The organism is Pandoraea bronchicola (assembly GCF_902459805.1).
Taxonomy (GTDB): Bacteria; Pseudomonadota; Gammaproteobacteria; order Burkholderiales; family Burkholderiaceae; genus Pandoraea; species Pandoraea bronchicola.
Genome location: NZ_CABPST010000001.1, coordinates 105,722 through 128,882, shown reverse-complemented (window position 1 = coordinate 128,882; position 23,161 = coordinate 105,722). Strand labels below are relative to the sequence as shown.

The 23,161-nt window shown below is 63.3% G+C and carries 19 protein-coding genes; 5 read left to right on the top strand and 14 right to left on the bottom strand.

The window, feature by feature from the left end; translation table 11 throughout:
* Positions 1-132: 132 nt before the first annotated feature.
* Together PBR20603_RS00565 and PBR20603_RS00560 are read left to right on the top strand one after the other, a co-directional pair.
* Positions 133-1,119: an AAA family ATPase gene (locus PBR20603_RS00565; protein ID WP_150557619.1), complete on the top strand. Its 987-nt coding sequence runs from the start codon at positions 133-135 to the stop codon at positions 1,117-1,119.
* Positions 1,116-2,873: a cobaltochelatase CobT-related protein gene (locus tag PBR20603_RS00560; RefSeq protein ID WP_150557618.1), complete on the top strand. Its 1,758-nt coding sequence runs from the start codon at positions 1,116-1,118 to the stop codon at positions 2,871-2,873. Before PBR20603_RS00565 ends, PBR20603_RS00560 begins: the two co-directional genes overlap by 4 nt.
* 9 nt (positions 2,874-2,882) lie before the next feature.
* Here PBR20603_RS00560 and PBR20603_RS00555 read toward each other — a convergent pair whose 3' ends face one another.
* The 9 genes from PBR20603_RS00555 to tauA form a co-directional block, all read right to left on the bottom strand.
* A complete protein-coding gene (locus PBR20603_RS00555) occupies positions 2,883-3,650 on the bottom strand; it encodes a sulfite exporter TauE/SafE family protein (protein WP_150557617.1) in 768 nt (255 codons plus the stop codon).
* Positions 3,647-4,687: a phosphate acetyltransferase gene (gene pta, locus PBR20603_RS00550; protein ID WP_150557616.1), complete on the bottom strand. Its 1,041-nt coding sequence runs from the start codon at positions 4,685-4,687 to the stop codon at positions 3,647-3,649. Before pta ends, PBR20603_RS00555 begins: the two co-directional genes overlap by 4 nt.
* 76 nt (positions 4,688-4,763) lie before the next feature.
* A complete protein-coding gene (gene xsc / locus PBR20603_RS00545) occupies positions 4,764-6,596 on the bottom strand; it encodes a sulfoacetaldehyde acetyltransferase (protein ID WP_174977733.1) in 1,833 nt (610 codons plus the stop codon).
* Positions 6,597-6,772: 176 nt separating this feature from the next.
* Positions 6,773-7,162, bottom strand: a complete 390-nt coding sequence (locus PBR20603_RS00540) for a nuclear transport factor 2 family protein (RefSeq protein WP_150557615.1) — start codon at positions 7,160-7,162, stop codon at positions 6,773-6,775.
* Between the two features lie 36 nt (positions 7,163-7,198).
* The gene (locus PBR20603_RS00535) at positions 7,199-8,632 is read right to left on the bottom strand and encodes an NAD(P)/FAD-dependent oxidoreductase (RefSeq protein ID WP_174977732.1); all 1,434 of its coding nucleotides are present in this window, start codon (positions 8,630-8,632) and stop codon (positions 7,199-7,201) included.
* Positions 8,633-9,011: 379 nt separating this feature from the next.
* On the bottom strand, positions 9,012-10,415 hold the full coding sequence (locus PBR20603_RS00530) for an amino acid permease (protein WP_150557614.1): 1,404 nt from the start codon (positions 10,413-10,415) through the stop codon (positions 9,012-9,014).
* A 255-nt stretch (positions 10,416-10,670) separates the two neighbouring features.
* Positions 10,671-11,486 (bottom strand): ABC transporter permease subunit, encoded by an 816-nt coding sequence (locus PBR20603_RS00525; RefSeq protein ID WP_150558260.1) that lies wholly within the window; start codon positions 11,484-11,486, stop codon positions 10,671-10,673.
* A 143-nt stretch (positions 11,487-11,629) separates the two neighbouring features.
* The gene (locus PBR20603_RS00520; RefSeq protein WP_150557613.1) at positions 11,630-12,454 is read right to left on the bottom strand and encodes a taurine ABC transporter ATP-binding protein; all 825 of its coding nucleotides are present in this window, start codon (positions 12,452-12,454) and stop codon (positions 11,630-11,632) included.
* A 79-nt stretch (positions 12,455-12,533) separates the two neighbouring features.
* Positions 12,534-13,592 carry a taurine ABC transporter substrate-binding protein gene (gene tauA / locus PBR20603_RS00515; RefSeq protein ID WP_150557612.1) on the bottom strand — a complete coding sequence of 353 codons (1,059 nt, stop codon included), beginning with the start codon at positions 13,590-13,592 and terminating at the stop codon, positions 12,534-12,536.
* A gap of 295 nt (positions 13,593-13,887) precedes the next feature.
* Here tauA and pdxR point away from each other — a divergent pair, with 295 nt between their 5' ends.
* On the top strand, positions 13,888-15,432 hold the full coding sequence (gene pdxR / locus PBR20603_RS00510; RefSeq protein WP_150557611.1) for a MocR-like pyridoxine biosynthesis transcription factor PdxR: 1,545 nt from the start codon (positions 13,888-13,890) through the stop codon (positions 15,430-15,432).
* Here pdxR and PBR20603_RS00505 read toward each other — a convergent pair.
* Together PBR20603_RS00505 and PBR20603_RS00500 are read right to left on the bottom strand one after the other, a co-directional pair.
* Positions 15,408-16,037, bottom strand: coding sequence for a glutathione S-transferase family protein (locus PBR20603_RS00505; protein WP_150557610.1), 630 nt, complete (start codon positions 16,035-16,037; stop codon positions 15,408-15,410). The two genes, pdxR and PBR20603_RS00505, sit on opposite strands and share 25 nt — an antisense overlap.
* Positions 16,038-16,223: 186 nt before the next feature.
* Positions 16,224-17,240, bottom strand: a complete 1,017-nt coding sequence (locus tag PBR20603_RS00500; protein ID WP_174977731.1) for a serine hydrolase — start codon at positions 17,238-17,240, stop codon at positions 16,224-16,226.
* A 253-nt stretch (positions 17,241-17,493) separates the two neighbouring features.
* Between PBR20603_RS00500 and PBR20603_RS24030 the strand changes: the two genes are divergently transcribed.
* On the top strand, positions 17,494-18,519 hold the full coding sequence (locus PBR20603_RS24030) for a helix-turn-helix domain-containing protein (RefSeq protein ID WP_174977730.1): 1,026 nt from the start codon (positions 17,494-17,496) through the stop codon (positions 18,517-18,519).
* Positions 18,520-18,912: 393 nt separating this feature from the next.
* Positions 18,913-21,120 carry a putative bifunctional diguanylate cyclase/phosphodiesterase gene (locus tag PBR20603_RS00485; RefSeq protein ID WP_150557607.1) on the top strand — a complete coding sequence of 736 codons (2,208 nt, stop codon included), beginning with the start codon at positions 18,913-18,915 and terminating at the stop codon, positions 21,118-21,120.
* 112 nt (positions 21,121-21,232) lie between these two features.
* On the opposite strand, the gene PBR20603_RS00480 is transcribed toward PBR20603_RS00485, so the two are convergent.
* The 3 genes from PBR20603_RS00480 to PBR20603_RS00470 all read right to left on the bottom strand — a co-directional run bounded on the left by PBR20603_RS00480 (position 21,233) and on the right by PBR20603_RS00470 (position 22,924).
* On the bottom strand, positions 21,233-21,397 hold the full coding sequence (locus PBR20603_RS00480) for a tautomerase family protein (protein WP_425495775.1): 165 nt from the start codon (positions 21,395-21,397) through the stop codon (positions 21,233-21,235).
* A gap of 5 nt (positions 21,398-21,402) precedes the next feature.
* Positions 21,403-22,206 carry a hypothetical protein gene (locus PBR20603_RS00475; protein ID WP_150557606.1) on the bottom strand — a complete coding sequence of 268 codons (804 nt, stop codon included), beginning with the start codon at positions 22,204-22,206 and terminating at the stop codon, positions 21,403-21,405.
* 85 nt (positions 22,207-22,291) lie between these two features.
* Positions 22,292-22,924, bottom strand: coding sequence for a class I SAM-dependent methyltransferase (locus PBR20603_RS00470; protein ID WP_150557605.1), 633 nt, complete (start codon positions 22,922-22,924; stop codon positions 22,292-22,294).
* Between the last annotated feature and the right edge of the window lie 237 nt (positions 22,925-23,161).

The following is a 23,161-nucleotide window of genomic DNA, read 5'->3' as shown; positions in this document are numbered from 1 at the left end:
TTCGAATGTAGACGAGCCACCGCGACGCCGTCAATGGGTGTTTTTATTATTCGGAACGAATTGTTTCTAAAAATGGTTAACGTTATGATGCCCTGAAATTGCCTTGTCACAGTGGAACAGGAGAGGGACGTGATGGAGACCGCAACCCAACAACCGGATCGCCTGGTTGATGCCCGTGCCGTATTCGGCATCGATACGGATCTGCAGGTGCCGGCGTTCAGCGAGCGAGACGATCACGTCCCCGAGATCGACACGGCGTACCGCTTCAACCCCGACGTGACGCTGGCGATTCTGGCCGGCTTCATGTGCAACCGCCGCGTGATGGTGCAGGGTATGCACGGCACCGGGAAATCCACGCATATCGAGCAGGTAGCGGCGCGGCTGAACTGGCCGTGCGTGCGAGTGAATCTCGACGGACATATCAGTCGTCTCGATCTGGTCGGTAAGGACGCCATCGTCGTGCGCGACGGTCATCAGGTCACCGAGTTTCAGGAGGGCATCGTGCCGTGGGCGCTGCAACGCCCCGTCGCGCTGATCTTCGACGAGTACGACGCTGGCCGCCCCGACGTGATGTTCGTGATTCAGCGCATTCTGGAGCGCGACGGCAAGTTCACGTTGCTCGACCAGAATCGCGTGATTCATCCGCATCCGGGCTTCCGCATGTTTGCCACGACGAACACCGTTGGCCTTGGCAATCTCAACGGCCTGTATCACGGCACGCAGGTTCTCAATCACGCACAGATCGACCGCTGGAATGTCGTGGCCACGCTCAACTATCTGTCGCGAGAGGACGAAGCGGGCATCGTGCTGGCGCGCGTGCCGGCGCTCGACAGCGACGCCGGGCGTGCGCTCATCGACTCGATGGTGAGTGTGGCGGAACTCACGCGCAAGGGGTTCGCGACCGGCGATCTGTCCACGCTCATGTCGCCCCGCACGGTGATCAACTGGGCGGAGAACGTCGGCATTTTCCGCGACGCCGGACTGGCGTTCCGTCTCACGTTCCTGAACAAATGCGACGAGGCCGAGCGCGCGGTGGTGGCCGAGTACTACCAGCGCGCCTTTGGCTGTGAGTTGCCTGCGAACGACGGCGGCCGCTCGCTGCTGGCCGATGCGTCATGACGATGTCGGAGCGCGAGGCGGCACGGCGGGCCGCGCGTGGCGAAGCACTGTGCGCCGCGACGGTGCGCGCGCTGACCGGCGACGCTGCGCTGCATTACAGCGGCGCGCGCCTGTGCCGGAACATGCGGCCGCTGCCCCTGCATGCGCCGCATCTGCAAACGCTGCCGGGGCCTGCCGACCCGTTGAGTGCGCTGACGACCTTGCGCGGGGCGGCCGACGGTGCCGCGCTACGGTTGCGGCACAGCGACGCTGGGTTGCACCGCCAACTGCAACCCGAAGCGCCGCTCGAGCGGCTGCTCTTCGAGTTGATGGAGCAGTTGCGTTGCGAGACGTTCATTCCGGCGGGCATGCCCGGCATCGCGAAGAACTTGCGAGACCGGTTCGAAGCATGGTCGCGCGCCATGCACGTGACCGGCGTGGCCGACAGCCATGTTGGGTTGCTGCTCTACACCGTCGCGCAGATGAGCTGGTCGCGATTGACGGGGTATCCCGTCATCGAGGACACGGAAGGACTGATCGAAGCCACGCGCATGGCCATTGCGCCACGCGTGGGCGGCGCGCTCGCGGGCATGCGCCGCGCGCGCGCCGATCAGGGGGCCTTCGCCGTGTACGCGCGCGAGTTGGCGGCGGATATCGCGAGTCTGATCCGTGCGGCAGGCGGCAAGTCTGAGGAAGACGGCGACAAGGACAAGGACGATGAGGACGAGAAAGGCGTGCGCAACGCCTTCTCGCTATTTCTCGATTTCGACGAACAGGAAGACGACGGCATCACGCTCGCGCATTCGGGCGACAGCCGCGTCCTCAAGGCGTCGGAGCAAGGTTATCGCGTATTCACGAATCGATATGACCGCGAACTGTATGCGGGCACGCTCGTGCGTCGCGCGCTGCTGACCGAGTTCCGGGAACGCCTTGACGAGCGAATCGTCGCGCAGGCGATCAATGTGCCGAGGCTCGCACGCGCACTCAAGGCGGCGCTGGCAGTACCGCAGCGCGACGGCTGGTCGTTCGGTGAAGAACAGGGGCGTATCGACGGACGGCGCCTGGCGCAACTGGTCAGCTCGCCCGCCGAGCGGCGACTGTTCAGGCTCGAGAAGCACACGTTGATCGCCGAGTCGATGGTGAGCTTTCTGATCGACTGTTCGGGCTCGATGAAGGCGCAAATCGAAGCGGTTGCCATGATCGTCGACGTCCTGTCGCGCGCGCTCGATGCGGCGGGTGTCACCAATGAAATCCTCGGCTTCACGACCGGCGCATGGAACGGCGGACGTGCCCGCACCGACTGGCTTGCGCGTGGCAAGCCCCGCTTCCCGGGACGTCTGAACGAGGTTTCGCATCTGATCTTCAAAGACGCCGTGACGAGTTGGCGGCGCTCGCGAACCGACATTGCGTCGTTGTTCAAGGCCGATCTGTTTCGCGAGGGTGTGGACGGCGAGGCGCTCGAGTGGGCGTGCGAACGGCTGCGCTCACGCAGCGCCAACCGGCGTCTGCTGATCGTGATTTCGGACGGCAGCCCGATGGACGCCGCCACCAATCAGGTCAACGACGATCACTATCTGGACCACCATTTGCGCGAGGTCGTGGCGCAGCAGCAGGCGCGCGGCGATGTCGAAGTGCTGGGCCTTGGCGTTGGCCTGGATCTCAGTCCGTACTATCGGAACTCGCTCGCGTTGGACTTGAGCTCACCTCCCGACATGACAACGCTCTCGAGACTTGTCGACTGGATCGGCAGCGGTGGCCGTCGCACGCACACGTAACGTCCGTCGCTACGCCATTTCCAGCACTGCGCTCACCATCAGGTGCGTCCCCAGCAGGATCAGCGTGAGGAAGGCGAGGCGCCGCGTTGTCACTCCGGAGAGTGGCGGCGGATGACGGCGCGCAAGCAACGTGGCGAACGCGACGACCGGCAGCGCCACGGCCGCTTGCCACCACATTGACGCGGGCAGTTGCCCCGCGAAGGCACTGTAGACGGTACGAATCGATGCCGTGACCGCGAACAGCAGGATTAGTGCACAGCGAATCTGCATCAGCGTGAGCGGTTGCCGATAGAAATAGAAAATCAGCGGCGGCCCGGAAATGCCGAACATACCGCTAAGCAAGCCGCCGAAGACACCGCTGAAGAAAAATCCCGTGTCACCCGACCGTTCTGCCCTGGGCGCAGGACGCAGCGCAGATCCGACGCCGCCGTAAAGCACCACCGCGCCCAGCAGCAGATGCAGCACGTGAGATGCTGTGCCGTTCAGATAATCGAAGAGCAACACGCCGACGACGACCGATGGCAGGATGCCGAGTGTTGCGGCGCGCACGGCACGCCAGTCGATGTGATGCAGCTTGCCCGGCAGCGCCAGTGCGCTGTTCACGAGTGTGACCAGACTCACGAGAATGGCGACGCTCGCCACGGGTGCCAGCCCGAAACCGCTGGCGCCCCCCAACACGATCATGCCTAGCCCGAAGCCCGTGACCGTCTGGAAATAGGTCGCGAAGCCCAACAGCAACATCAGCGGTAGATAGGCCTGAATCGCGTGAAGCGTCATGGCCGGATAGCGAGCGGCGATGTGCCGGTGAGCTTGGCGCGAGCGGCCTGCGCCTGCACACAGGTCACGCCGATCACGTAATAGATGTCGTCGGCGCTGCAACCGCGCGACAGATCGTTGGCCGGACGGTTCAGCCCTTGCAGCAGCGGGCCGATGGCCTTCGCGCCGCCGATGCGCTCGGCCAGCTTGTAGCCGATGTTGCCGGCGTCGAGACTTGGGAAGATGAGCGTGTTGGCATGCCCCTCGACCTGCGAATGAACGACCTTGCGTTGCGAGATTTCGGAGACGATGGCCGCGTCAAGCTGAACATCGCCGTCGATGGCCAATTGCGGTCGCGCGGCTTTCACGAGACGGGTGGCTTCCACGACCTTGTCCACAGCCGCATGTTTGGCGCTGCCACTCGTCGAAAACGACAGCATGGCGACGCGCGGCGGCTCCATGAGCAGGGCGCTCGCACTGTCGGCTGCGGCAAGTGCGATCTGCGCGAGCTGGGCAGCATCGGGATCGACCACGAGGGCGCAGTCGGAGAAGATCAGGCCGCCCTTCATCGTATGGAACGGCTCGCAGAGCATCATCAGAAAGAAGCTCGACACGAGTTGGAACGACGGCTGCACGCCGATGATCTGGATCGCCATGCGCACGACGTCGGCGGTCGTGTTCACGGCACCGGCGACGGAGCCGTCGGCATGACCGAGCCGCACCATCATGTTGGCGAAGCCCAGTGGCGAGCGCATTTCCTCGGCGGCTTGCGCACGCGTCATGCCCTTCTTTGCGCGCATGCCGTACCACGTTTCGGCGAACGCTTCTGCCATGTCCGACGTCGCCGGGTCGATCAGTTCCATGCCGGCCAGATCGATGTGTGCAGCGTCGGCCGCGCGTTGCGTCTTGCGGATGTCGCCGACGAGGACGATGCGTGCGATGCCTTCGCGCGTCGCGCGGGCGGCCGCGGTGAGCATCCGCTCGTCTTCCGATTCGCACAACACGATGCGCATCGGTGCGCGGCGCGCGGTATCGATGATGCGATTGATGGCTTTCATGATGTCGAGAAAATAAAAAAGCGCCCCCGGCACCCACAGAGCCGGGAGCGCTGTAACACGAATCACCTCGACCGCGTCAGACGTAGTCCTTGTACTTGTCGAGCATGCGCACCGGCTTCGAGAGCGCGTCGCGGCGGAACGGATCGCCCAGCTCGCGGGTACACATGATTTCGATGATCGTTGTCTTGCCGTGATTCATCTGCAGGTCGATGGCCTTCTTGAGGGCCGGGCCGACGTCTTCCAGACGATCGACCACGATGCCCTCGGCGCCCATCGCGCGCGCGATGTTGGCGAAACTCGGGCTTTCGAGCTCACCCGCCACGAAGCGGCGGTTGTAGAAGTCCACCTGGTTCTTCTTCTCGGCGCCCCATTGACGGTTGTGGAAGACCACGGCCGTGACCGGAATGTTGTGGCGCACGCAGGTGAGCGTTTCCATCAGGCTCATGCCCCAGGCGCCATCGCCGGCGTACGAGATGGCCGGACGGTGCGGCGCCGCGACCTTCGCCCCGATGATGGTCGGGAACGCGTAGCCGCAGTTGCCCCAGCTCATCGCAGCGAAGAAGCTGCGCGGCTTGTTGAAGCGCAGGTAGCTGTTGGCCACCGAGTTGATGTTGCCGATGTCGGTCGAGACCATGACGTCTTCCGGCATGGCCTTCTCCAGCTCGCGCAGCACCTGACGCGGATGCAGATACTCACCACCGTTGAACGTGCGCTCCTGCTTCTGCGCTTCGATCATGTCGAGGCTGTACGGGTCGCGCTCGTGGGTCCACTCGTCGAGTTCCTTCTCCCATGCAGCCTTCTCGGTGGCGATCTGGTCGGCGCGGGCAGCGCGCGTGGCATCGCAGGCGAGCGTGCGTTCGGCCAGACGTTGCGAGAGCGCCACGGCGGCCGCCTTGGCGTCGCCGCAGATACCGACCGAGATCTTCTTCACGAGGCCGAGCATCTTGTGATCGGCATCGATCTGGATGATCTTGGCGTGCTTCGGCCAGTAGTCCAGACCGTGTTGCGGCAGCGTGCCGAACGGTCCGAGACGCGAGCCGAGCGCTACGACCACGTCGGCCTGAGCGAGCAGCTTCATCGCCGCCTTCGAGCCCTGATAACCGAGCGGGCCGCACCACAGCGGATGGTTGGCCGGGAACGAGTCGTTATGCAGATAGCTGTTCACGACCGGTGCACCCAGACGTTCGGCGAGCGCCTTGCACTCTTCGATGGCGTCGCCCATGACCACGCCGCCGCCCGAGATGATGACCGGGAATTTGGCTTGTGCGAGCAGTTCGGCCGCTTCGTTCAGGCGTTCTTCACCGCCTGCGCCACGGTCGAGGCGTTGCGGACGCGGAATCTCGGTCTTGATCTGGCCATAGAAGTAGTCGCGCGGGATATTGAGTTGCGTCGGGCCCATTTCGGCCATCGCGCGATCGAAGCAACGGCCGGTGAACTCGGCCATGCGAGCCGGGTGCGTCACGTGACCCTGATACTTCGTGAACTCCTGGAACATCGGCAACTGCTTCGCTTCCTGAAAGCCGCCGAGGCCGATGCCCATCGTGCCGGCCTCCGGCGTGACGATCACGACCGGGCTGTGTGCCCAGTAAGCGGCCGCAATCGCCGTCACGCAGTTGCTGATGCCAGGGCCGTTCTGACCGATCACGACACCATGACGGCCAGAGACGCGGGCGTAGCCGTCGGCCATGTGGCCCGCGCCTTGCTCATGCACCACCGGGATCAGGCGAATGCCGGCCGGCGCGAAGATGTCCATCGCGTCCATGAAGGCCGAGCCCATGATGCCGAACATCTCGCTCACGCCGTTGGCGACCATCGTTTCGACAAAGGCTTCGGACGGCGTCATGGCCTGCGGGCCACCGTCGGCGGCAGTCAGTTGCTGGGTGGCCGTAGCCGGATCTTTGGCATTCATGGGTGTCTCCAGTGAAAAATAAACGGAACAAATAATTCCGATTTCGTTGCGTAAGTGGAAATCTAGGCGATCTGTTTGCCTTGGTCAATCGGTATTTTTATTATTTGGTACGTTTTGTATTGAAAAATAAAAATAACCAAGGCGATGCCGGAGAGCCACAAGTTGTCGAGGGAACGTCAGAACGCCGGGCGGTCTTTGCGGAAGGCGTTTTTCACTTCGATCTTGCCGTCGCGCAGGGTGAAGACATCGACCATGCGAGCTTCGACCCGGCTGCCGTCAGCCTTCGTGCCGCGAAACGTCGATTCCGATACGCCGCGATTGCCGGTGACGAAGTGCTCGCCCTCGGTCCATGACGCGTCGGGGAAGTTCTCCCATGCGGACTGAAACGCGGCGCGCACGGCGTCGCGCCCTTCGAAGGTGCGGCCCAACATATCGGGGCCGGCGACGGCGTGAAACACACAAGTGTCCGTCATGCAGGCCATGAGGGCGTCGATGTCATGCCGATTCCAGGCGTCGCTGAAGGTCTTGAGCAACTGGATGTCGGCGGATTCGTTCTGAGTCGTCATGGCAGATTCCAAAAAAAAGTCAGGGGTAGACACGGATCAGCGCGCTTCGTCTTGCGCGTGATACCGGTGATAGAGAAAGCGCTGGCCGATACGGCGGAACGGCGCGAAGCCTTGCCACTGCACGGTGCCGAACACGTTCGGGTATTGCAGGGCGGAGTCATAGATCGGCAGATCCCACGACGGGTCGTGCTCTCCGGCAATGCGTTGTGCGAGGCGGCGTCCGGCGTGGGCCGAGAACGACACGCCGTTGCCGCCATAGCCCACGGCGTAGAACAGGCTCTGTCGCGGATCGGGTTGCGTGACGCGCGGCATCATGTCGTGGCTTACGTCGACCCAGCCCCACCACGAGTAATCGATGCGAATGCCCCGCAGCGCAGGAAACTTGCGATGCAGGCCTTCGACGAGGACCGCCATGTGTTTCGGATTCTGCGCATCCGCACCGGTGATCGAGCTACGGCTGCCGATCTGCAGGCGGTTATCGGGCAGCAGGCGGTAGTAATAGCGCAGCGTGCGCGTATCGGTGATGACCTCGTGGGTGCGGAAATTCGTCGCCGCGATTTCGTCGGGCGTGAGCACGCGCGTGACGAGCGAGTTCGACAGAATCGGCATGATTTTCGCGCGCAGGGCCTTGGTCACGTCGTTGCGCGTGTAGCCGCCGGTGGCAAACGCAACCGCCTTGGCGCGCACGACCCCACGCGGTGTGCGCACATGGTGTACGCCGTTGATCGTCTCGACACTCAGCACCGGTGTGGACGGATGCACGCGCGCGCCGAGCGCGCGGGCCATGCGCAGATAACCGAAGGCGAGCTTGAGCGGGTGGACGCCGATACCGTCGGGTTCGTGCATTGCGCCGCAGCTTTCCCGATCGTCGACGTACTGCTCACTCACTTCCGCGCGCGAGAGAATGCAGGTGTCGTAACCGAACACGTCACGCATGACCTTGGCCTCGTTGCGCAGAAATTCCATCTTGCGATCGCGGTGCGCGATGTAGAGATGGCCCCCCGGTTGCGGATCGCATTCGGGCACTTCGGCAATGAGCGACTTGAACGTGTCGAAGCCTTCACGAATCTCGGCATCCAGGCGCAGGGCGGTTTCCTTGCCCCAGCGCGCGATCCATTGCGAGCGATAGAGTCGTCCGCTCGCGTTCTGGCCCTGTCCGCCGTTGCGGCTGGTGCAGCCCCAGCACGTGCGGTTTGCTTCGAGCACCGTGGCGCGAATGCCGTGCTCGCGAGCGAGAAAAAGTGCGGTGGACAGACCGGTGAAACCGGCACCGACGATGACCACGTCGACGTCGGCGTCGCCAGGCAGCGGGCCATCGTCTTCGGGGGGAGCGCCGGCGGTGGCGACCCAATAGGTTGGTGCGTAGTCCATGCCCAGACCGGGATCGGTCGAGACCAGCGGATCGTAAAGCGGATCGTATGGCGCAGCTTCGGAGCGACGATCCAGCGCGAAGGATTCAATCGTACCCACGGTAGGCTCCTGAAGGAAATGAGCCAATACTGCCAAGAACATTTTCCCGGGATTAGTACCACCGCCGCTTTGTGATGGTGCCAGCGCAAAGCGGCACCGTGGCAGCGTTTTGCGCGCTGTACGACGCACCTCGCTGGCACCACATTTTTCTATCCTGTGGCGCCAAACCAGGCGAACGTCTCGCCGCAAATATTGGGCCAGACGGTGTGCCTTTGACCGTGATCCGGCCATGTGGCTCATGCGTGTTTGGCCGCGACCGAAAGCCATTGCGCCGGCATTGCCGCGCTCGATGAGAGCCCGGCCCCGGATGGAGAGTGTTCGCAAAAGGAAATGGCCGCCGGCAGGGTATCTGCCGGCGGCCATGTGCGGAAAGTCAGCGTTAGATTTCGAAGCCCGGGTCGGGTGATCGCAGCTTGCGCCAGATAGAGCGCACGGTGAAGGCGACGAGCAGCACCGTGAGGCTAACGACACCCAGTGCGAGCGGTGTGCGCTGATCCGGAATGAAGGCCATTGCGCCGACGATGGACAGCATGCCGATAATCGCGACCCAGGTGAGGTACGGATAGCCCCACATCCGCACCTTGAGCTTGCCCGGTGCCTCGCGCTCCAGCCGTTTGCGCAACTTCAGTTGCGAGAAGGCGATCAGCACGTACACGAAGATCGCTACGGTGCCGTAAGAGTTCACGAGGAAGGCAAATACCGTGTCGGGCGAAACATAGGACATCACCACGGCGACATAGCCAAACAACGTGCCGACGAGAATCGCACGAACCGGCACGCCTCGCGAGTTGAGCTTCGCAAGCGAGCGCGGTGCGTCGCCGCGGCGCGTAAGGGCGAAGAGCATGCGTGACGAGGCGTACAGGCCCGAATTGAGGGCCGAGAGAACGGCTGTCAGCACGACCGCATTCATGATGTGCGCGGCGGCCGGAATGCGCATCGCTTCGAGCGCGCTCACATACGGCGTAGCCATGCCTGCCGAGTTCCAGGGCACGAGCATCACCACCAGCAGGATCGAGCCGATGTAGAAGAACAGCACCCGCCCGATGACCGAGTTGGTCGCTCGCGCCACGGCTTGCTGAGGCTCGGCGGCTTCGGCAGCGGCAATCGTCACGATCTCCGCACCGAAATAGAAGCCGGTGGCCGCGACCGCGCCCGCCATCACCGGGCCAATGCCGTTGGGCATGAAGCCGCCGTGCGAGAGCAGATTGCCGGTACTCGCCACCGCGCCCGGCCACATGCCGAACACGAAGAGCGCGCCGAGAAACAGGAACACGACGATGGCCGCGACCTTGATCGACGCAAACCAGAACTCGAACTCGCCGTACGACGCCACGGACACCAGATTGGTCAGCGTGAGCACGACAAGCAACGAGAGACTGATGGCCCATGCGGGAATGTCCGGCAGCCAGAACTGAATCAGATTGGCGCCCGCCACGGCTTCCACCGCGACCACGATCACCCAGAAGTACCAGTACATCCAGCCCGTCAGGAAGCCGGCCAACTCGCCGCCGACCGGTTTGTCGTTCCACGCCAGCCGGGCGTACTCGTAGAACGAACCGACCGCAGGCAGTGCACACGCCATCTCGCCGAGCATACGCATGACGAGCACCACGAGCGCCCCGGTAATGAGGAACGACAGAATCGCCGCCGGGCCGGCCGCATGCACGACCACCCCGCTGCCGACGAAGAGCCCGGCGCCGATCACGCCACCCAGCGCGATCATGCTCATGTGCCGTTGCTTGAGGCTCGACTGCAGATGCGTGCCGTTGTCACGATTGGCCATGGCGACCTCCCGCGAGATGGCGCGCGGTGTGCGCGGCGCTGATTGAGCATCCGCAGACGCGAGGAGAACGGGGGGATGGGAAGAACCGGGGGGAAACGACAACAGCGACTGAATGCCGCTCGCGGGCAAGACGCCCGCTCTGCAATGTCTCGACTGCCACACAACCTCCTGAATGCCTTGTTTGACGGCAGGTGCGGCGGGGGGAGCCGCCCTGCGTCTTTTTTTGATGACCAACGGACCTGCTTGACGGCCTTGTCAGACCTTGCCTTTCCAGGGCACGAGCACGCGCTCGAGATAGCGCATGATCAGATCGAAACCGAAGGCGAAGAAGCCGATCACGATGATCCCCATGATCACGATGTCCGACGCGAGGAATTCCGCCGCGTTGAGCACCATGAAACCGAGCCCGCTCGATGCCGCCACCATTTCGGCAGCGACCAGCGTTGTCCAGCCCACACCGATGCCGATGCGCATGCCGGTGAAGATCTCTGGCAGCGCCGACTTCACGATCACGTGCATGACGATCTGGCGCGGTGAGGCGCCCATCGAATACGCCGCGTGAATCTGCTCCATCGAGACCGAGCGCACACCTGCACGCGCCGCGATGGCGAGCGGTGCAAAGATGGCCAGATAAATCAGGAAGACTTTCGAGAACTCGCCGATACCGAACCAGATGATGACGAGCGGCAGATACGCCAGCGGGGGCAACGGGCGGTAGAACTCGATGGGCGGGTCGAACACGCCGCGCGCCACGCGCGACACGCCCATCAGAATGCCCACCGGGATGGCCGTCACGCAAGCCAGCGCGAAGGCGCCGAACACGCGATACAGGCTCGCAAGCGTGTGCTGCCACAGCGTCGAGCCTGCGAAGCCCTCGGTCATGACCTGCATGAACTTCTCGACGATGGCGCGCGGTCCCGGCAGGAACAGCGGCTTGATCATTCCCGAAGAGGTAATGGCCACCCACAGCAGCAACAGGGCGGCCACGGTCACGATGCTGATCGCGAGACTGGGGCCCTGGCCCGGCGCGCCGAACGATTCCCCGGCCTTGACCGGACGTGGCGCGAACATGCGGGCGAACCAGCCGCGCTGACGCGGCGGGCGGGACGAAGCGGCCGGGCGTTGCACGCCGCTGCCGGGGGCCGCACCGGACGACGGCGCGTGGGGAGTGGTGACGGGTTTGGTCATCATGATGGCAACGTCTCCTGCGTCGATCAGGCGGCGACCGCGCTGGCGCCGGACGTCGCCGTCTGGCCTGCGCGTTCGTCGCCATAGATGATGCTGAGCACGGTCTCTCGCATAGCGATGAAATCGGGGCTCGACTTGATGGCGCGCGCATCGCGGCATTCGAGATAGCGCTGATTGAAGTCGAGGTCGTAGGTGTGCGTGATGCGGCCCGGACGCGGCGACATCACGATCAGGCGGCTTGCCAGAAACAGCGCTTCTTCCACGCTGTGCGTGATGAAGAAAATCATCTTGCCGGTCTCGCGCCACACGTCGAGCAGCAGTTCCTGAATAGTCTCTCGTGTCAGTGCGTCGAGCGCGGCCATCGGCTCGTCCATGAGCAGCATCGACGGATTGCAGGTGAGCGCGCGCGCGATACCGACGCGTTGCTGCATGCCACCGGACAGTTGGTAAATCATGTGGTTGTGGAAGTCCTGCAGGCCGACGAGTGCGAGATTCCGTGCTGCGCGGGCGCGCCGTTCCGTCTTGGGAATGCCTTGCAGCTTCAACCCGAATTCGGTGTTCTCCATCACGTTGAGCCAGGGCAGCAGCGCATGCTTCTGAAACACCACGCCGCGGTCGGCGCCGGGCCCTTCGATGGGGGCGTCGCCCAGCAGCAATTCGCCGGACGTCGGCGCGATGAAGCCGGCCATCAGACTGAGCAGCGTGGTCTTGCCGCAACCCGAGGCGCCGAGCGCCACCACGAAATCGCCGGGCGCGATGGTCAGATCGACGTGAGCGAGCGCCTGCACCTGCTCGCCGGGACGCCGGCCGGGATACACGACGCTGACGTCGTTGACGATGAGTTGTTCCATGAAGCCCTTCTCCTGTCGATCCCGCGATGGGGAGGGGCGCTCGCGCCGGTGACACCCGGCGTAAGCGCCCCGGCGCGGCTTACTTCAGTTTGAGTGCGGCGTCGACGTAGCGCGACGTGACATACGGCGTGTAATCCGCCTTGACGGCGTTGATCTTCTGCTGGCTCTTGAGGAACTCGGCCGTGTCCTTGAGCGCCTTGGCCGCGCGGCTGTCCTTGCCGCCGCCAAGCCATTCGCCGGACGCCTGCTGCTGCGCCGACGGATAGGCGTAGAGCGAGAGCGCGCCGGGCACGTCTTCCGGCTTGCCGCCGATCATCTTCACGATGGCCTTGACCTGCGGCGAGCCGGCGGCCCACGCGGCCTGATTCTGGCGATACGCGGCATCGGCGTCGGCAATCACCTTGACGAACTTCGCCATGAAATCGGCGTTTTCTTCGCCCCATTTGCGATCGACGGCGATGCCGTCAAACGTCGGCTTGCCCTGCTTCGACAACTCGCCGGAGGTGATCAGCACGTGACCGCTCTGCTTGATCTGCGCGAGCGCCGGGTCCCACACGTAGGCCGCGTCGATGTCGCCGCGCTCCCAGGCCGCCACGATCTGGTTCGGCTGCATGTTGAGCACCGTCACCTCGGTCGGCTTGATGCCCCACTGCTGCAACGCAAACATCGTGTGGTAGTGCGTGGTGGAGACGAACGGCACGCCGATCTTCTTGCCCTTCAGGTCGGCCGGCGTCTTGATGTTCGATGCGTTGCGCACGACCATCGCTTCGGCCTGGTTGATGTCGTCGAGAATCCAGAACAGTTGCAGATCCAGCCCTTGCGAGACGGCCGCCGCCATGGGGCTGGAGCCAAGCACGCCAATCTTGATGTCGCCCGAGGCGAGGGCCGTCGCCACCTTGGCGCCGGACTCGAACTGGCGCCAATGGATCTTGTAACCCGTGGCCTTTTCGAACTCGCCACCGGCAATCGCAACCAGCCACGGATCGACGATTTGCTGGTACGCAATCGTCACCTCTTTTTCCTGCGCCTGTGCCGTGGCGGGCAGCGTCAATCCGAGCGTCAGGGCGGCGGGGAGCGCGGCGGCGGCCAGCGCGGTAGCTGCGAACACCCGTCGCAGCCGGTTCGGAAGTCCATTCATGGTTCACCTCTAAGCGGAAAGTTTTCGGTAGAACACTCGGGTTGACGCAACTGGTGTTACGAATCGGCGTCAAGTGACTGCATCATTGCCCCCCGCTTTTTTGTTCGTTAGAGCCAGTTGGCCGCATTTGATGATGCCAACTGGTCCAGATCACGCGGAATCGAGTCGCAAGCCGCATGGATGCTGGCATTCGACCGGATTTCGCGTGACTGCGGATAAACCCGAATTCGGAATTAACGTCACCGTCTCATGAGTAATAATTGACGTTCTGGAAGTGACATGAAGAGAGGGCGCGATGTCGAGCCGGATTTCTGCGGCAATGTGGAACCAGTTGTTTCTGATGTCGGCGCGCGCCGGCATGAGTTTGCAGAGCCAGATTCGCCAGATGCTGGTGTCGGCGATTCTGGACGAGCGGCTCATGCGGGGCGCCGCAGTGCCTTCCTCTCGCGAGCTGGCCGAGGGTCTCGGCGTGGCGCGCAACACAGTGGTGCTGGCCTATCAGCAACTGGTCGACGAGGGGTATCTGATTGCACGCGAGCGGCGCGGATACTTCGTCAACGGCGATATCCTCGCGCCGCGTGTGGGGTCGCAGAACGTGCCTGCGCGCACCGTACCGGAGCCGCCGGCTGGCACCATCGCGCCGCTGAACCCGTCAACCCCGGATTGGGAAGGCCGCTACGTGGTGCGTCCATCGGGGCAGCGCAACATCGTGAAGCCTATCGACTGGCAGCAGTACCAGTACCCGTTCATCTACGGACAGTTCGATCCGACGATGTTCCCGACCGCAGACTGGCGAGAGTGCTGCCAGAAGGCGCTCACCGTCATGGAGATTCGTGACTGGGCGCCGGACATGATCGCTCGCGACGACGAGACGCTTATCCAGCAGATTCGCACGCGTGTGCTGCCGCGGCGCGGGGTGTGGGCCGACGCCGACGAGATCGTGCTCACCAATGGCGCACAGCAGGCGCTCTACCTGCTGGCGGACTTGCTCGTCGGGGCGCACACGACGGTGGGCGTCGAAGACCCGGGGTATCCGGATGCGCGCAACATCTTCGCGATACGAACCCCGAAGCTGGTCGGCCTGCCCGTCGATGAACACGGTTTGCCGGTCGACGATCGGTTGTCGCAGTGCGACTACGTGTATGTCACACCGTCGCACCAGTGTCCGACGACGACCACGATGCCGCTCGCGCATCGCGAGGCGTTGCTGCGTCGCGCGGAGGCCGATGACTTTGTGCTTATCGAGGACGATTACGAAAGCGAGAACAGCTATTCGGATATCCCGATTCCGGCGCTGAAGAGTCTGGATCGCAGCGACCGGGTGATCTATATCGGGAGTTTGTCCAAATCGTTTGCGCCTGGGTTGCGGCTGGGATACATCGTCGCGCCGGCGGCGTTGGTGGCCGAGTTGCGCGCGTTGCGGCGTCTGATGATTCGCCATCCGTCGGCTTTCATTCAGCGCTCGTTCTCGATGTTCCTTGCGCTGGGCCATCACGATGCGTTGCTGCGCCGCCTGGCGGACACCTACGCCAAACGTGCGGAAGTGCTGAGCGCTGCGCTCGCCACCCATATGCCGGAAGCGTCGTTCGTGCAGGTGAAGGGCGGAGCGTCTTGCTGGGTGCGGGGGCCGGAGACGCTGAACGCCAATGTGCTGGCGGCGCGAGCGAAGTCGCGCGGTATTCTGATCGAGCCGGGCGACGTGTTCTTCATGGGAGATGCGCCGCCGCGCAACATGTTCCGGCTGGGGTTTTCCTCGATACGGCTCGAGCATATCGAGGCGGGCATTATCGCGTTGGCCGAGGTGTTGCGCGAGGTTCAGGGGGATCCGTTGCGTCCGTAGCGACGGAAGCCCTCGATTGCCGACAGACGTTCGTAGTAGGCCGAGACCCCTTCGAGCGGAGGGTGTGCGATGGGCGTGCTGAACCAGCGATGCGCCGACAGGCCGATGGGGATGTCGGCGAGCGTGAAGGTGTCGCCGCACACGAACGCCTGCGTCGACTGCAATTGGCGGTCGAGCACACGCATGAGTTCGCTCCAGCGCTCGACACTTGTGGCGAGCATGCGGGGATCGTCGTAGCCCGAGGCTTGGCGAACGAGCGACATGAACGGATAGCGCCACGCGGGATTCAGATCCGAGGACTGCCAGTCGATCCACTGGTCGACGCGTGCGCGCTCGCGCGGCAGTGCGGGGTACAGATCCGTGCGTTCGCGCGACGCGGCGAGGTAGCGAAGAATGCTGTTGGATTCCCACATGACGAAGCCGTCGTCGTCGATCACCGGCACCATCCGGTTCGGGTTGAGTGCTGCGAACGCCGGGGCATCGAGCTTGCGTGACGCGTCGCCGTCTCCCCAAGGTTCATTAACGAAAGGTTCGCCGAGTTCGTGGCCGAGCCACAACACCTTGCGCACGTTGATGGATGCCGGTCTGCCGAGAATGTTGAGCATGTTGAGTCTTGGACGTTGGAGGGAGCGTCCCATTCTAGGAGCGGCAGCGAGGCGACGACAGATACAGATTCGCGATCTGTCGGGCAGAGCAGATGGCGCGACGGCGGTGAAGGGGCGCCGCCTCGCCACCTCGCCACCTCGCCACCTCACCACCTCACCACCTAAAACGCTGATACCTGCGGTTTCTTAGGCCGGCACGGCACCGGCGGCTGCCTTGAGCGCGGCGGATGCCGCGTCGATGAACTCGCCCGTGCGTTCGGTGCTCAACTTGCCGCCGGTCCAGTTCAGCGTGAAGCAGAAGGTTACCGGCGTGGATCGCACCAGCATCTGGCCCGCGAAACACAGGCAGTGGAATGACTCCCAATCGAGGCTGCCACCTTTGCCGAAAGACAGAAGGCCGTCGGGGACCGCCATCCAGAGGGCGTCGGCGCTTGCCTGAATGCGCTTGTATTCGGTCAGCGAGGCCGGTTTGCTGAAGAAGCGTCCTGCCAGCGATTGCTGGTACCAGCGGACCATTTCGGCCGCAGTGCTCAGCATTGCCTGCTTGTCGTTGATGACATCGGTGCGCGGCTTGAGTCCGAGGTCTTCGTTGTTGCCGAGTTTGACCATGCCTGCCCAACCGAGATCGACGCCAGATTGCGCGCCGGCAAGATAGGAAAACAGCTTGCGGGTGGAGTCTGGGATGCGCGTCGCGTGCAGTCCGGCTTCGGCGATCAGGGCGCGCACGCGATCCGGGCCGACAGCGGCAAGCGCGATGTCCGTTCCGGTGTTATCGCTGTGAGAAATCATCGACTCGAGCGCGGTGCGATAGGGGGTGGTGCCGGTCAGTCCCACGAGCACAGGGCTGCCGGGCGAGCGCACGCTGTCGTCCACGGTGCAGGGGCTCAGGGGGGTGAGTCCCGTCCGTGCGGTTTCGGCGTCGCGCAGAAATTGCGCGAGGATGAAGGTTTTCACGGCGCTGCCAACGAATAACTGGCTATCCGGCGCGTACGCTGCGCGCCATCCCCGGCCGTTGGCGCCGCCGGCTTCGATGAGGCAATTGGACGTCTGGGGGGCCAGGGCACCGAAGCGACGCACAGCGGCGTCGACATCGGCCACGCCTGCGGCCAGCACCTGCGGCGCGGCGGCGAGCAGTGAGGGGGCGGCCAGCGATGTGGCGGCAAGTTTCAGCGCATGGCGCCGGGTCGGTTGGAATGTCGTCATACGAAGATGCCTCAGCGGGTCGAAATTTCGGGTGTTGCGAAATGAAACTCCGAGTTTCTGGCAAAATCGCCGAAGCAGTTTAGTCATTCGGTCTCAAATTTTGGTCGATTCGTTGCCCGACGCAATGGCCGGCCCGTCAGAAGTACAAAAGAACAGCAGATTGCCTGCCGGCTGGCGTCAGCCAGTGCAGGCGGCGTCCCCAGCGGTACGGGGTCCGAAGCAGCACTCAGAATCCGGGGTCTGGGTCACGACCATGCAAAAGACACGCCTTCACGGGGATATCTCACTCTCCGGCGCACCGTCCGCCGGGCATTTCCACACGTTTTCCACATCGGACGAGACCGCGCCGAACCGGCTCGACTACTGGATTTCCAGCGCTTATCGCGCGGTCGAAGCGCGTCCGTTGCCAGACGCGCCCGATGCGCCGTTCTATGGCCGGGTGGCGTCTTACAGGGGGGAGTCAGCGCAATTCGTGCATTGCGCGAGTTCCCCCGTCGACACGTGGCTCTCGCCCGGTCGTATACGAGGGATGCTCAGCGACGAACACGTTGCCATCTGTCTGCTGGAGCGCGGTGAGTACCGCGTGGAGCAATCGAACGGTGAGCGCGCCGTGCTGGGCGAGGGCGAGTTGTTCATGTTCGATTGTGGACAACCGATGTCGTCGCACTGGACAGACTCGTCGACCTGCTATCTGCGTTTGCCGCGTCCGCTCGTGCGGCAGGCGCTGGGCAACGATCCCGCCGATCTCGGGCGCGTTGCCACGTCGCTGTCGGCATCGCAACTGTCGCCGTTTCTATGCGCACAGCTTCGCTTGCTGGCCGCGCAAGGGGCGGCGCTGGGGCGCGACGAGCTCGACCATGCCATGCGCGTGACGGTCGACATGGCGCTTTTCCTGATTGGCTCGCATCTGGGCGACGCCCGTGCGGCGTCCGACGAGGCGCGCTGGCGCAGCGGCAAGCGGCAGGCGGCCTATCGCTTCATGCGCGAGAACGCGCATCGTCACGATCTGACGCCGGAAATCATTGCCGCCGCGCTGCATTGTTCGCGGGCGCAGCTTTACCGGTTGTTCGAGGGCGAGCCGCTGAGCGTCAAGGCGGCACTGCGTGAGATTCGTCTGCAGCAGAGCAGGCTGCGCCTCGAGCGTGCGGGGCCGGATGCCCACATCGGAACCATCGCTTATGAGTGCGGCTTCACCGATCAGGCGGCCTTCGGAAAGGTCTTCCGCCAACGATTCGGCATGACGCCGGGAGAAGCGAGGCTGGGCCGGCCGCCCCTCTGAGGCATGTCGTATTCCAGGCTGATGCCCCTGTCTCCCTGGATTGTCTTGAACCATCCCGCTAAAAAGATGTTTCAAACATTGGTATGAATCAATGGGGAATGCGTTGAATTCCTTGTTGAATTGACTTGCCTGTCAATTTGGTTCGTATGACGAATCGTCGGAAAGCAAAAAACACCGTCTTCCGCTTATAATCCGCAAAATCGGACACGTGGGATCCGGACCGGACGGGGGTGTTGGTGTCGGCCGTGTATGCATCGTGCATGGAGAATCAGGCGGGGCGATTTTTCGATGGCACGCCGATAGTGACAAGTCACCACGTTCCTGCATCGAATTACAAGATATTCGCTTCTCGAAGATTGTCCATCAAGCCGCTTTCAGGCGAGGAGACCACTGATGAAGTGTCCCCCTGCATTGCCTTTGGAAACCGAACGACTGGCAGCGTTGGCCGAATACGGGCTGGGCAGTGACCGGCCGCTGCCGAGTCTCGATACCGTGGTACGAATCGCGGCGCACATGTTCGACGTGCCGGTTGCAGCGGTCAACATGGTCGGGAACGATCACGTATTCTTCGCCGCCGCCACCGGCTTCTCCAGCGGTGAAGTCGATATGAGCCGGGACGCGTCGTTCTGCGCCCACGCGATTTTGCAGGACCGCGTGATGGTGGTACCTGACGCGTCTAGCGATGAGCGCTTCCATGATAATCCGCTCGTCACGGGCGACACCCAAGTGCGCTTCTATGCCGGCGTGCCGCTCCTGTCCGTGGGAGGGCATGCGTTGGGCGCGCTGTGTGTCATCGACAACAAGCCAAACCACAACTTCTCCGACGTTGACCGCGAACGCCTGCTCGAACTGGCGAGAATGGCATCGGATCGCCTGGAGTTGCGCCGCGTCGAGCTGTTCGTCGAACGCGACCGGCGAACGTTCGCAGAACCTGAGCGGTGTTCGCCGACCGCGATGATTCGCTTCGACGAGTTCGGCAAGATTCTCGACTGGAATCTCGCGGCCGCCATGCTCTACGGGTACGACATCGCAGAGGGGCCGGGAAGGGAGATGGAGACGCTCGTCCCCGAGCGCGGCCGGTCTGCGCTACGCGATCAGATCGCGCAAGCCGTGTCGATCGGCTCGGTCGACGGCGTGAGCATGCCATCCGAGGTGCATGGCCAACGCAAAGACGGTACGGAATTTCTGCTGAGCCTCTCGCTGTTTTGCTGGCGCGAAAACGGTGCATTGACGTTCAACGCGCATGCGCACGATCTGAGCGCGCTAAACAGCGAAAAGGACGCGCTGAAACGGCTTGCGAATACCGACCCGCTCACGGGTGTCGCGAATCGCGCACACTTCTATCGGAATGCTGAATTCACTTCGGTCAATTCGACGGGCGGTGCCGTCGTCATTCTCGATCTCGACGGCTTCAAGGATGTCAACGACACACTTGGGCATATCGTCGGCGATGGCATTCTTTGCGAAGTCGCCCGGCGCCTTGGGGCGCTCGCCCGGCCCGGCGATACCGTCGCCCGCATCGGCGCCGACGAATTTGCATTGCTGCTGCCAGGCGTGACGAATACGGGGGACGCTCGCCGCCTTGCCGACGCCGCAACCACAGCCATTGCGGAGCCGATGGTCATCGACGGCTTTGACGTGCGCGTGAGCGCATGCGCGGGCATCGCGGTCACACCGCAGCATGCCCAGGAGGCGCTGAGCCTCATCAGCGACGCCGATCTCGCACTGTCGCGGGCCAAGCATCACGGGCCAGGGCAGGCGTTCGTATTCGTCGATGCGTTGCGCATGGAGGCGGTGACGCGCCGTGTGTACAACATCGAACTGCATCGCGCCGTCAGCGACGGCGAGTTCGTGATGTTTTACCAGCCGCAGGTGGATTTTGCGGATGGCTCGCTCACGGGGGCCGAGGCGTTGATTCGCTGGCGGCATCCGCAACGCGGACTGTTGTCTCCGGCGGCATTTCTGCCCGCGCTTGAACGCGGACCACTGGCGGCGACCGTGGGCGCCTGGGTGCTTGATGAGTCCTGCGGCCAAGCGGCGTTCTGGCGTCGCAACGGCGCACCGGCGTTTCGCATCGGCGTCAACCTGTTCGGCTTGCAGTTCCGTTTCGGCAACATCGTCAACGAGGTGATCGCAGTGCTTGACCGTCACGGCTTACCGCCCGAGGCGCTCGAGCTTGAAGTGACCGAAAGCATCGTACTCGATGACGACGTTGTTCTCGACGCCCTGCAACGGTTGCGCGATTACGGTGTCGGGATCGCGTTCGACGATTTTGGCACCGGCTACGCCTCGATCAGCTCGCTCAGGCGTTATCCGCTGAGCCGCATCAAGATCGACCGTTCGTTTGTGCAGGGAATGATGGAGTCGGCACGCGACGCGTCTGTCGTGCGCGCGCTCGTGGACATGACGCGCAGCTTCGACTTGCGAACGATTGCCGAGGGCGTTGAGACCGCGCAGCAGCGCGATAATCTTCGCCAGCTCGGGTGCGACGAAGGACAAGGCTACCTCTTCGGTGTGCCGATGCCCGCGCCCGAGTTCGGTGAGACGTTCGATATCGGGCAGAGCGAGCGCTGGAGCGGCTGGCAACTGCATCGTGCTTAGGCCACGCCGCATGGCCGATGAGGACGGTCGGAATGGGCGTCGTTTCCAAGCCCGCTCAGCGGAGGAGACGACGGCACGCCGACCGGGTTAGCCTGGTCTCGATAGCGCCTGCTCAAGCGTACTGTGCAATGCCATTGCCGAGAGACCAATTCGCTTTCTCGGCCTCGACAAGGCTCACGAGTACGTCCTCCGGCCGAATGCCGGGGCTTTCGCTGAGTAACTCCGCCATGCGCGATGGCGGGCGCTGCTTCGCCACCGCAGAACGGATGTCCACCACGCCCGTCAGGGCTTCGCATCTGCCGGTTTGGCGTTCTGTGCCACAGCAAAGCGGCTTTGCACGGCGACGAGTTGGTCATCGGTGGTGGCTACGAGCCACAAGCGCGCCTGCTCCGCGATGTGGCGGTTGTGATCCTTGAGCGGACCCATGGCGGCCGCCGCTTTCCAGACCACCGGACCGATTCGGCTTTTTCTGCCCGAGGGTGCGCCCACGAGCAGACAGTGCGGGCCGAGCGGAAGCGACACGAGGGGAAGGGCCGGGCTAGGGAGTGCGCGCCAGTCGATGAAGGGCGCATCGCCAATGAGCAATGGTGTGGGCAAGCCGTAAAGCACACTGAAGTCGTACAGCGCCAGTTGCGCCCGCATGCCCACATAGACGCGCCGGATATCGTCGATAACCGCTGCGCGGATTTCGTCCTCGAACATCGGCTCTTCCGAATAGCGTGCATGGGCCTCGCGCGCGGCCCTCTGATACGCGCTGAACAGCCCAAGGTCCACGCAATCGGTCACCGCGCGCTGAACTTCCGCGACCGAGCCTGCTTCTTCCGGCTTGCCCAACTGCGCGGCCCGCAGAAAGCGGGCAAGCCCGGCCTCCTGAATCGCGGGGCCATCCACCGAGACGTCGTCGGTGGCGTTCTCATCGAGCGGCACGTAAAAATACGCTTCGGCCGCAAAGTGCGACTTCTTGCCTTCGTCGAATTTGATTTCGCCGTCGACGCAGTCCAGATAGCGAGTGCCGATTCGACCATGCTCCCAAACCCAATTCTTCAGCAAGGGACGTAGCGGATGCAGCCTGTCGAGAGTAGCCATTCAAATCTCCAATGTCCCCGGTGTTGGTTCGACCGGTCGCTTGTTCGGGGTGGGGGTGGACATGGCGGCAAATCCCGCCAGCGTGTCAGACAACCGGCCTGCGCCACACGCTCGCGAGCCAGGGCTGCTGCTCCCGTGGCAGGCCATCGGGACGGTAATAGTGTTCGAGTTCGACGAAGCCAGCGTTCGCCATATATCGACGCCACGCGTCGAGATCGTGAAAGGTGCCGTAGCGGCCGTGATGCCAGCCTTCCTGATTCGTGCCGCGCGGGTTGGAACTGAATAGCACGCCGCCGGGCTTTAGCGTCTTATGCAATTGCCCCAGCACGCGCGGCAGATCCTGACTCGGGACATGAAACAGGACGGCGTTGGCGAAAATGCCATCAAAGCGCGCGTCCGGCAGTTCGAGGTGAAGAAAGTCCTGCTGCCATACTTCGCATCCGGTCTCGTCGCGTGCCATGCTGACGAAGCGCTCGGCGCCATCGAGGCCGACGGCGCAATGGCCCAGTGCGGTGAATGTCTTGAGATCTCTGCCCGGACCACAACCGAAGTCGAGAATCGTGAAAGGCGGCACTACGTCGATATGACGCAACAACGCTGCAATGTTCTGCGTGACGTCGTGATCGCGCGTGCCTTCCCGGAAGTCGTCGGCATTCGCATTGTAGTGCTGCAAAGTCAGGGTACTGATTTGCTCGAGATCGTGCGGCGTGAGTGTCATGGGGGTGTGCCAATGCGTTGCGAGACAACTTCGGGCGAGTCATCAAATACTCTGCCACCATCCGATAGGCCGGCAGGCCGGCGACGAGGCCGGGCCATTCAGCGCGTTGCCGGGGCTCGGATAACGGGATGAGGTCGCCGGACTGATCCGCAAATCGGGCTTGACTTGATAGGGGGATAGATGCCGGCATCCGGCGTCAGTATGCCACCGAAGGTTTCGACAAACCTCCCGGTCTCG

Bases quoted from the DNA above. Each gene is read 5' to 3' on its own strand.
- PBR20603_RS00500 (WP_174977731.1), bottom strand. From the start codon at position 17,240: ATGACGACATTCCAACCGACCCGGCGCCATGCGCTGAAACTTGCCGCC.
- PBR20603_RS00525 (WP_150558260.1), bottom strand. From the start codon at position 11,486: ATGTTCGCGCCACGTCCGGTCAAGGCCGGGGAATCGTTCGGCGCGCCG.
- PBR20603_RS00470 (WP_150557605.1), bottom strand. From the start codon at position 22,924: ATGACACTCACGCCGCACGATCTCGAGCAAATCAGTACCCTGACTTTG.
- xsc (WP_174977733.1), bottom strand. From the start codon at position 6,596: ATGAATGCCAAAGATCCGGCTACGGCCACCCAGCAACTGACTGCCGCC.
- PBR20603_RS00565 (WP_150557619.1), top strand. From the start codon at position 133: ATGGAGACCGCAACCCAACAACCGGATCGCCTGGTTGATGCCCGTGCC.
- PBR20603_RS00540 (WP_150557615.1), bottom strand. From the start codon at position 7,162: ATGACGACTCAGAACGAATCCGCCGACATCCAGTTGCTCAAGACCTTC.
- pdxR (WP_150557611.1), top strand. From the start codon at position 13,888: ATGTCGAGCCGGATTTCTGCGGCAATGTGGAACCAGTTGTTTCTGATG.
- PBR20603_RS00485 (WP_150557607.1), top strand. From the start codon at position 18,913: ATGAAGTGTCCCCCTGCATTGCCTTTGGAAACCGAACGACTGGCAGCG.
- PBR20603_RS00530 (WP_150557614.1), bottom strand. From the start codon at position 10,415: ATGGCCAATCGTGACAACGGCACGCATCTGCAGTCGAGCCTCAAGCAA.
- PBR20603_RS00505 (WP_150557610.1), bottom strand. From the start codon at position 16,037: ATGCTCAACATTCTCGGCAGACCGGCATCCATCAACGTGCGCAAGGTG.
- PBR20603_RS24030 (WP_174977730.1), top strand. From the start codon at position 17,494: ATGCAAAAGACACGCCTTCACGGGGATATCTCACTCTCCGGCGCACCG.
- PBR20603_RS00520 (WP_150557613.1), bottom strand. From the start codon at position 12,454: ATGGAACAACTCATCGTCAACGACGTCAGCGTCGTGTATCCCGGCCGG.
- PBR20603_RS00475 (WP_150557606.1), bottom strand. From the start codon at position 22,206: ATGGCTACTCTCGACAGGCTGCATCCGCTACGTCCCTTGCTGAAGAAT.
- PBR20603_RS00555 (WP_150557617.1), bottom strand. From the start codon at position 3,650: ATGACGCTTCACGCGATTCAGGCCTATCTACCGCTGATGTTGCTGTTG.
- PBR20603_RS00560 (WP_150557618.1), top strand. From the start codon at position 1,116: ATGACGATGTCGGAGCGCGAGGCGGCACGGCGGGCCGCGCGTGGCGAA.
- pta (WP_150557616.1), bottom strand. From the start codon at position 4,687: ATGAAAGCCATCAATCGCATCATCGATACCGCGCGCCGCGCACCGATG.
- tauA (WP_150557612.1), bottom strand. From the start codon at position 13,592: ATGAATGGACTTCCGAACCGGCTGCGACGGGTGTTCGCAGCTACCGCG.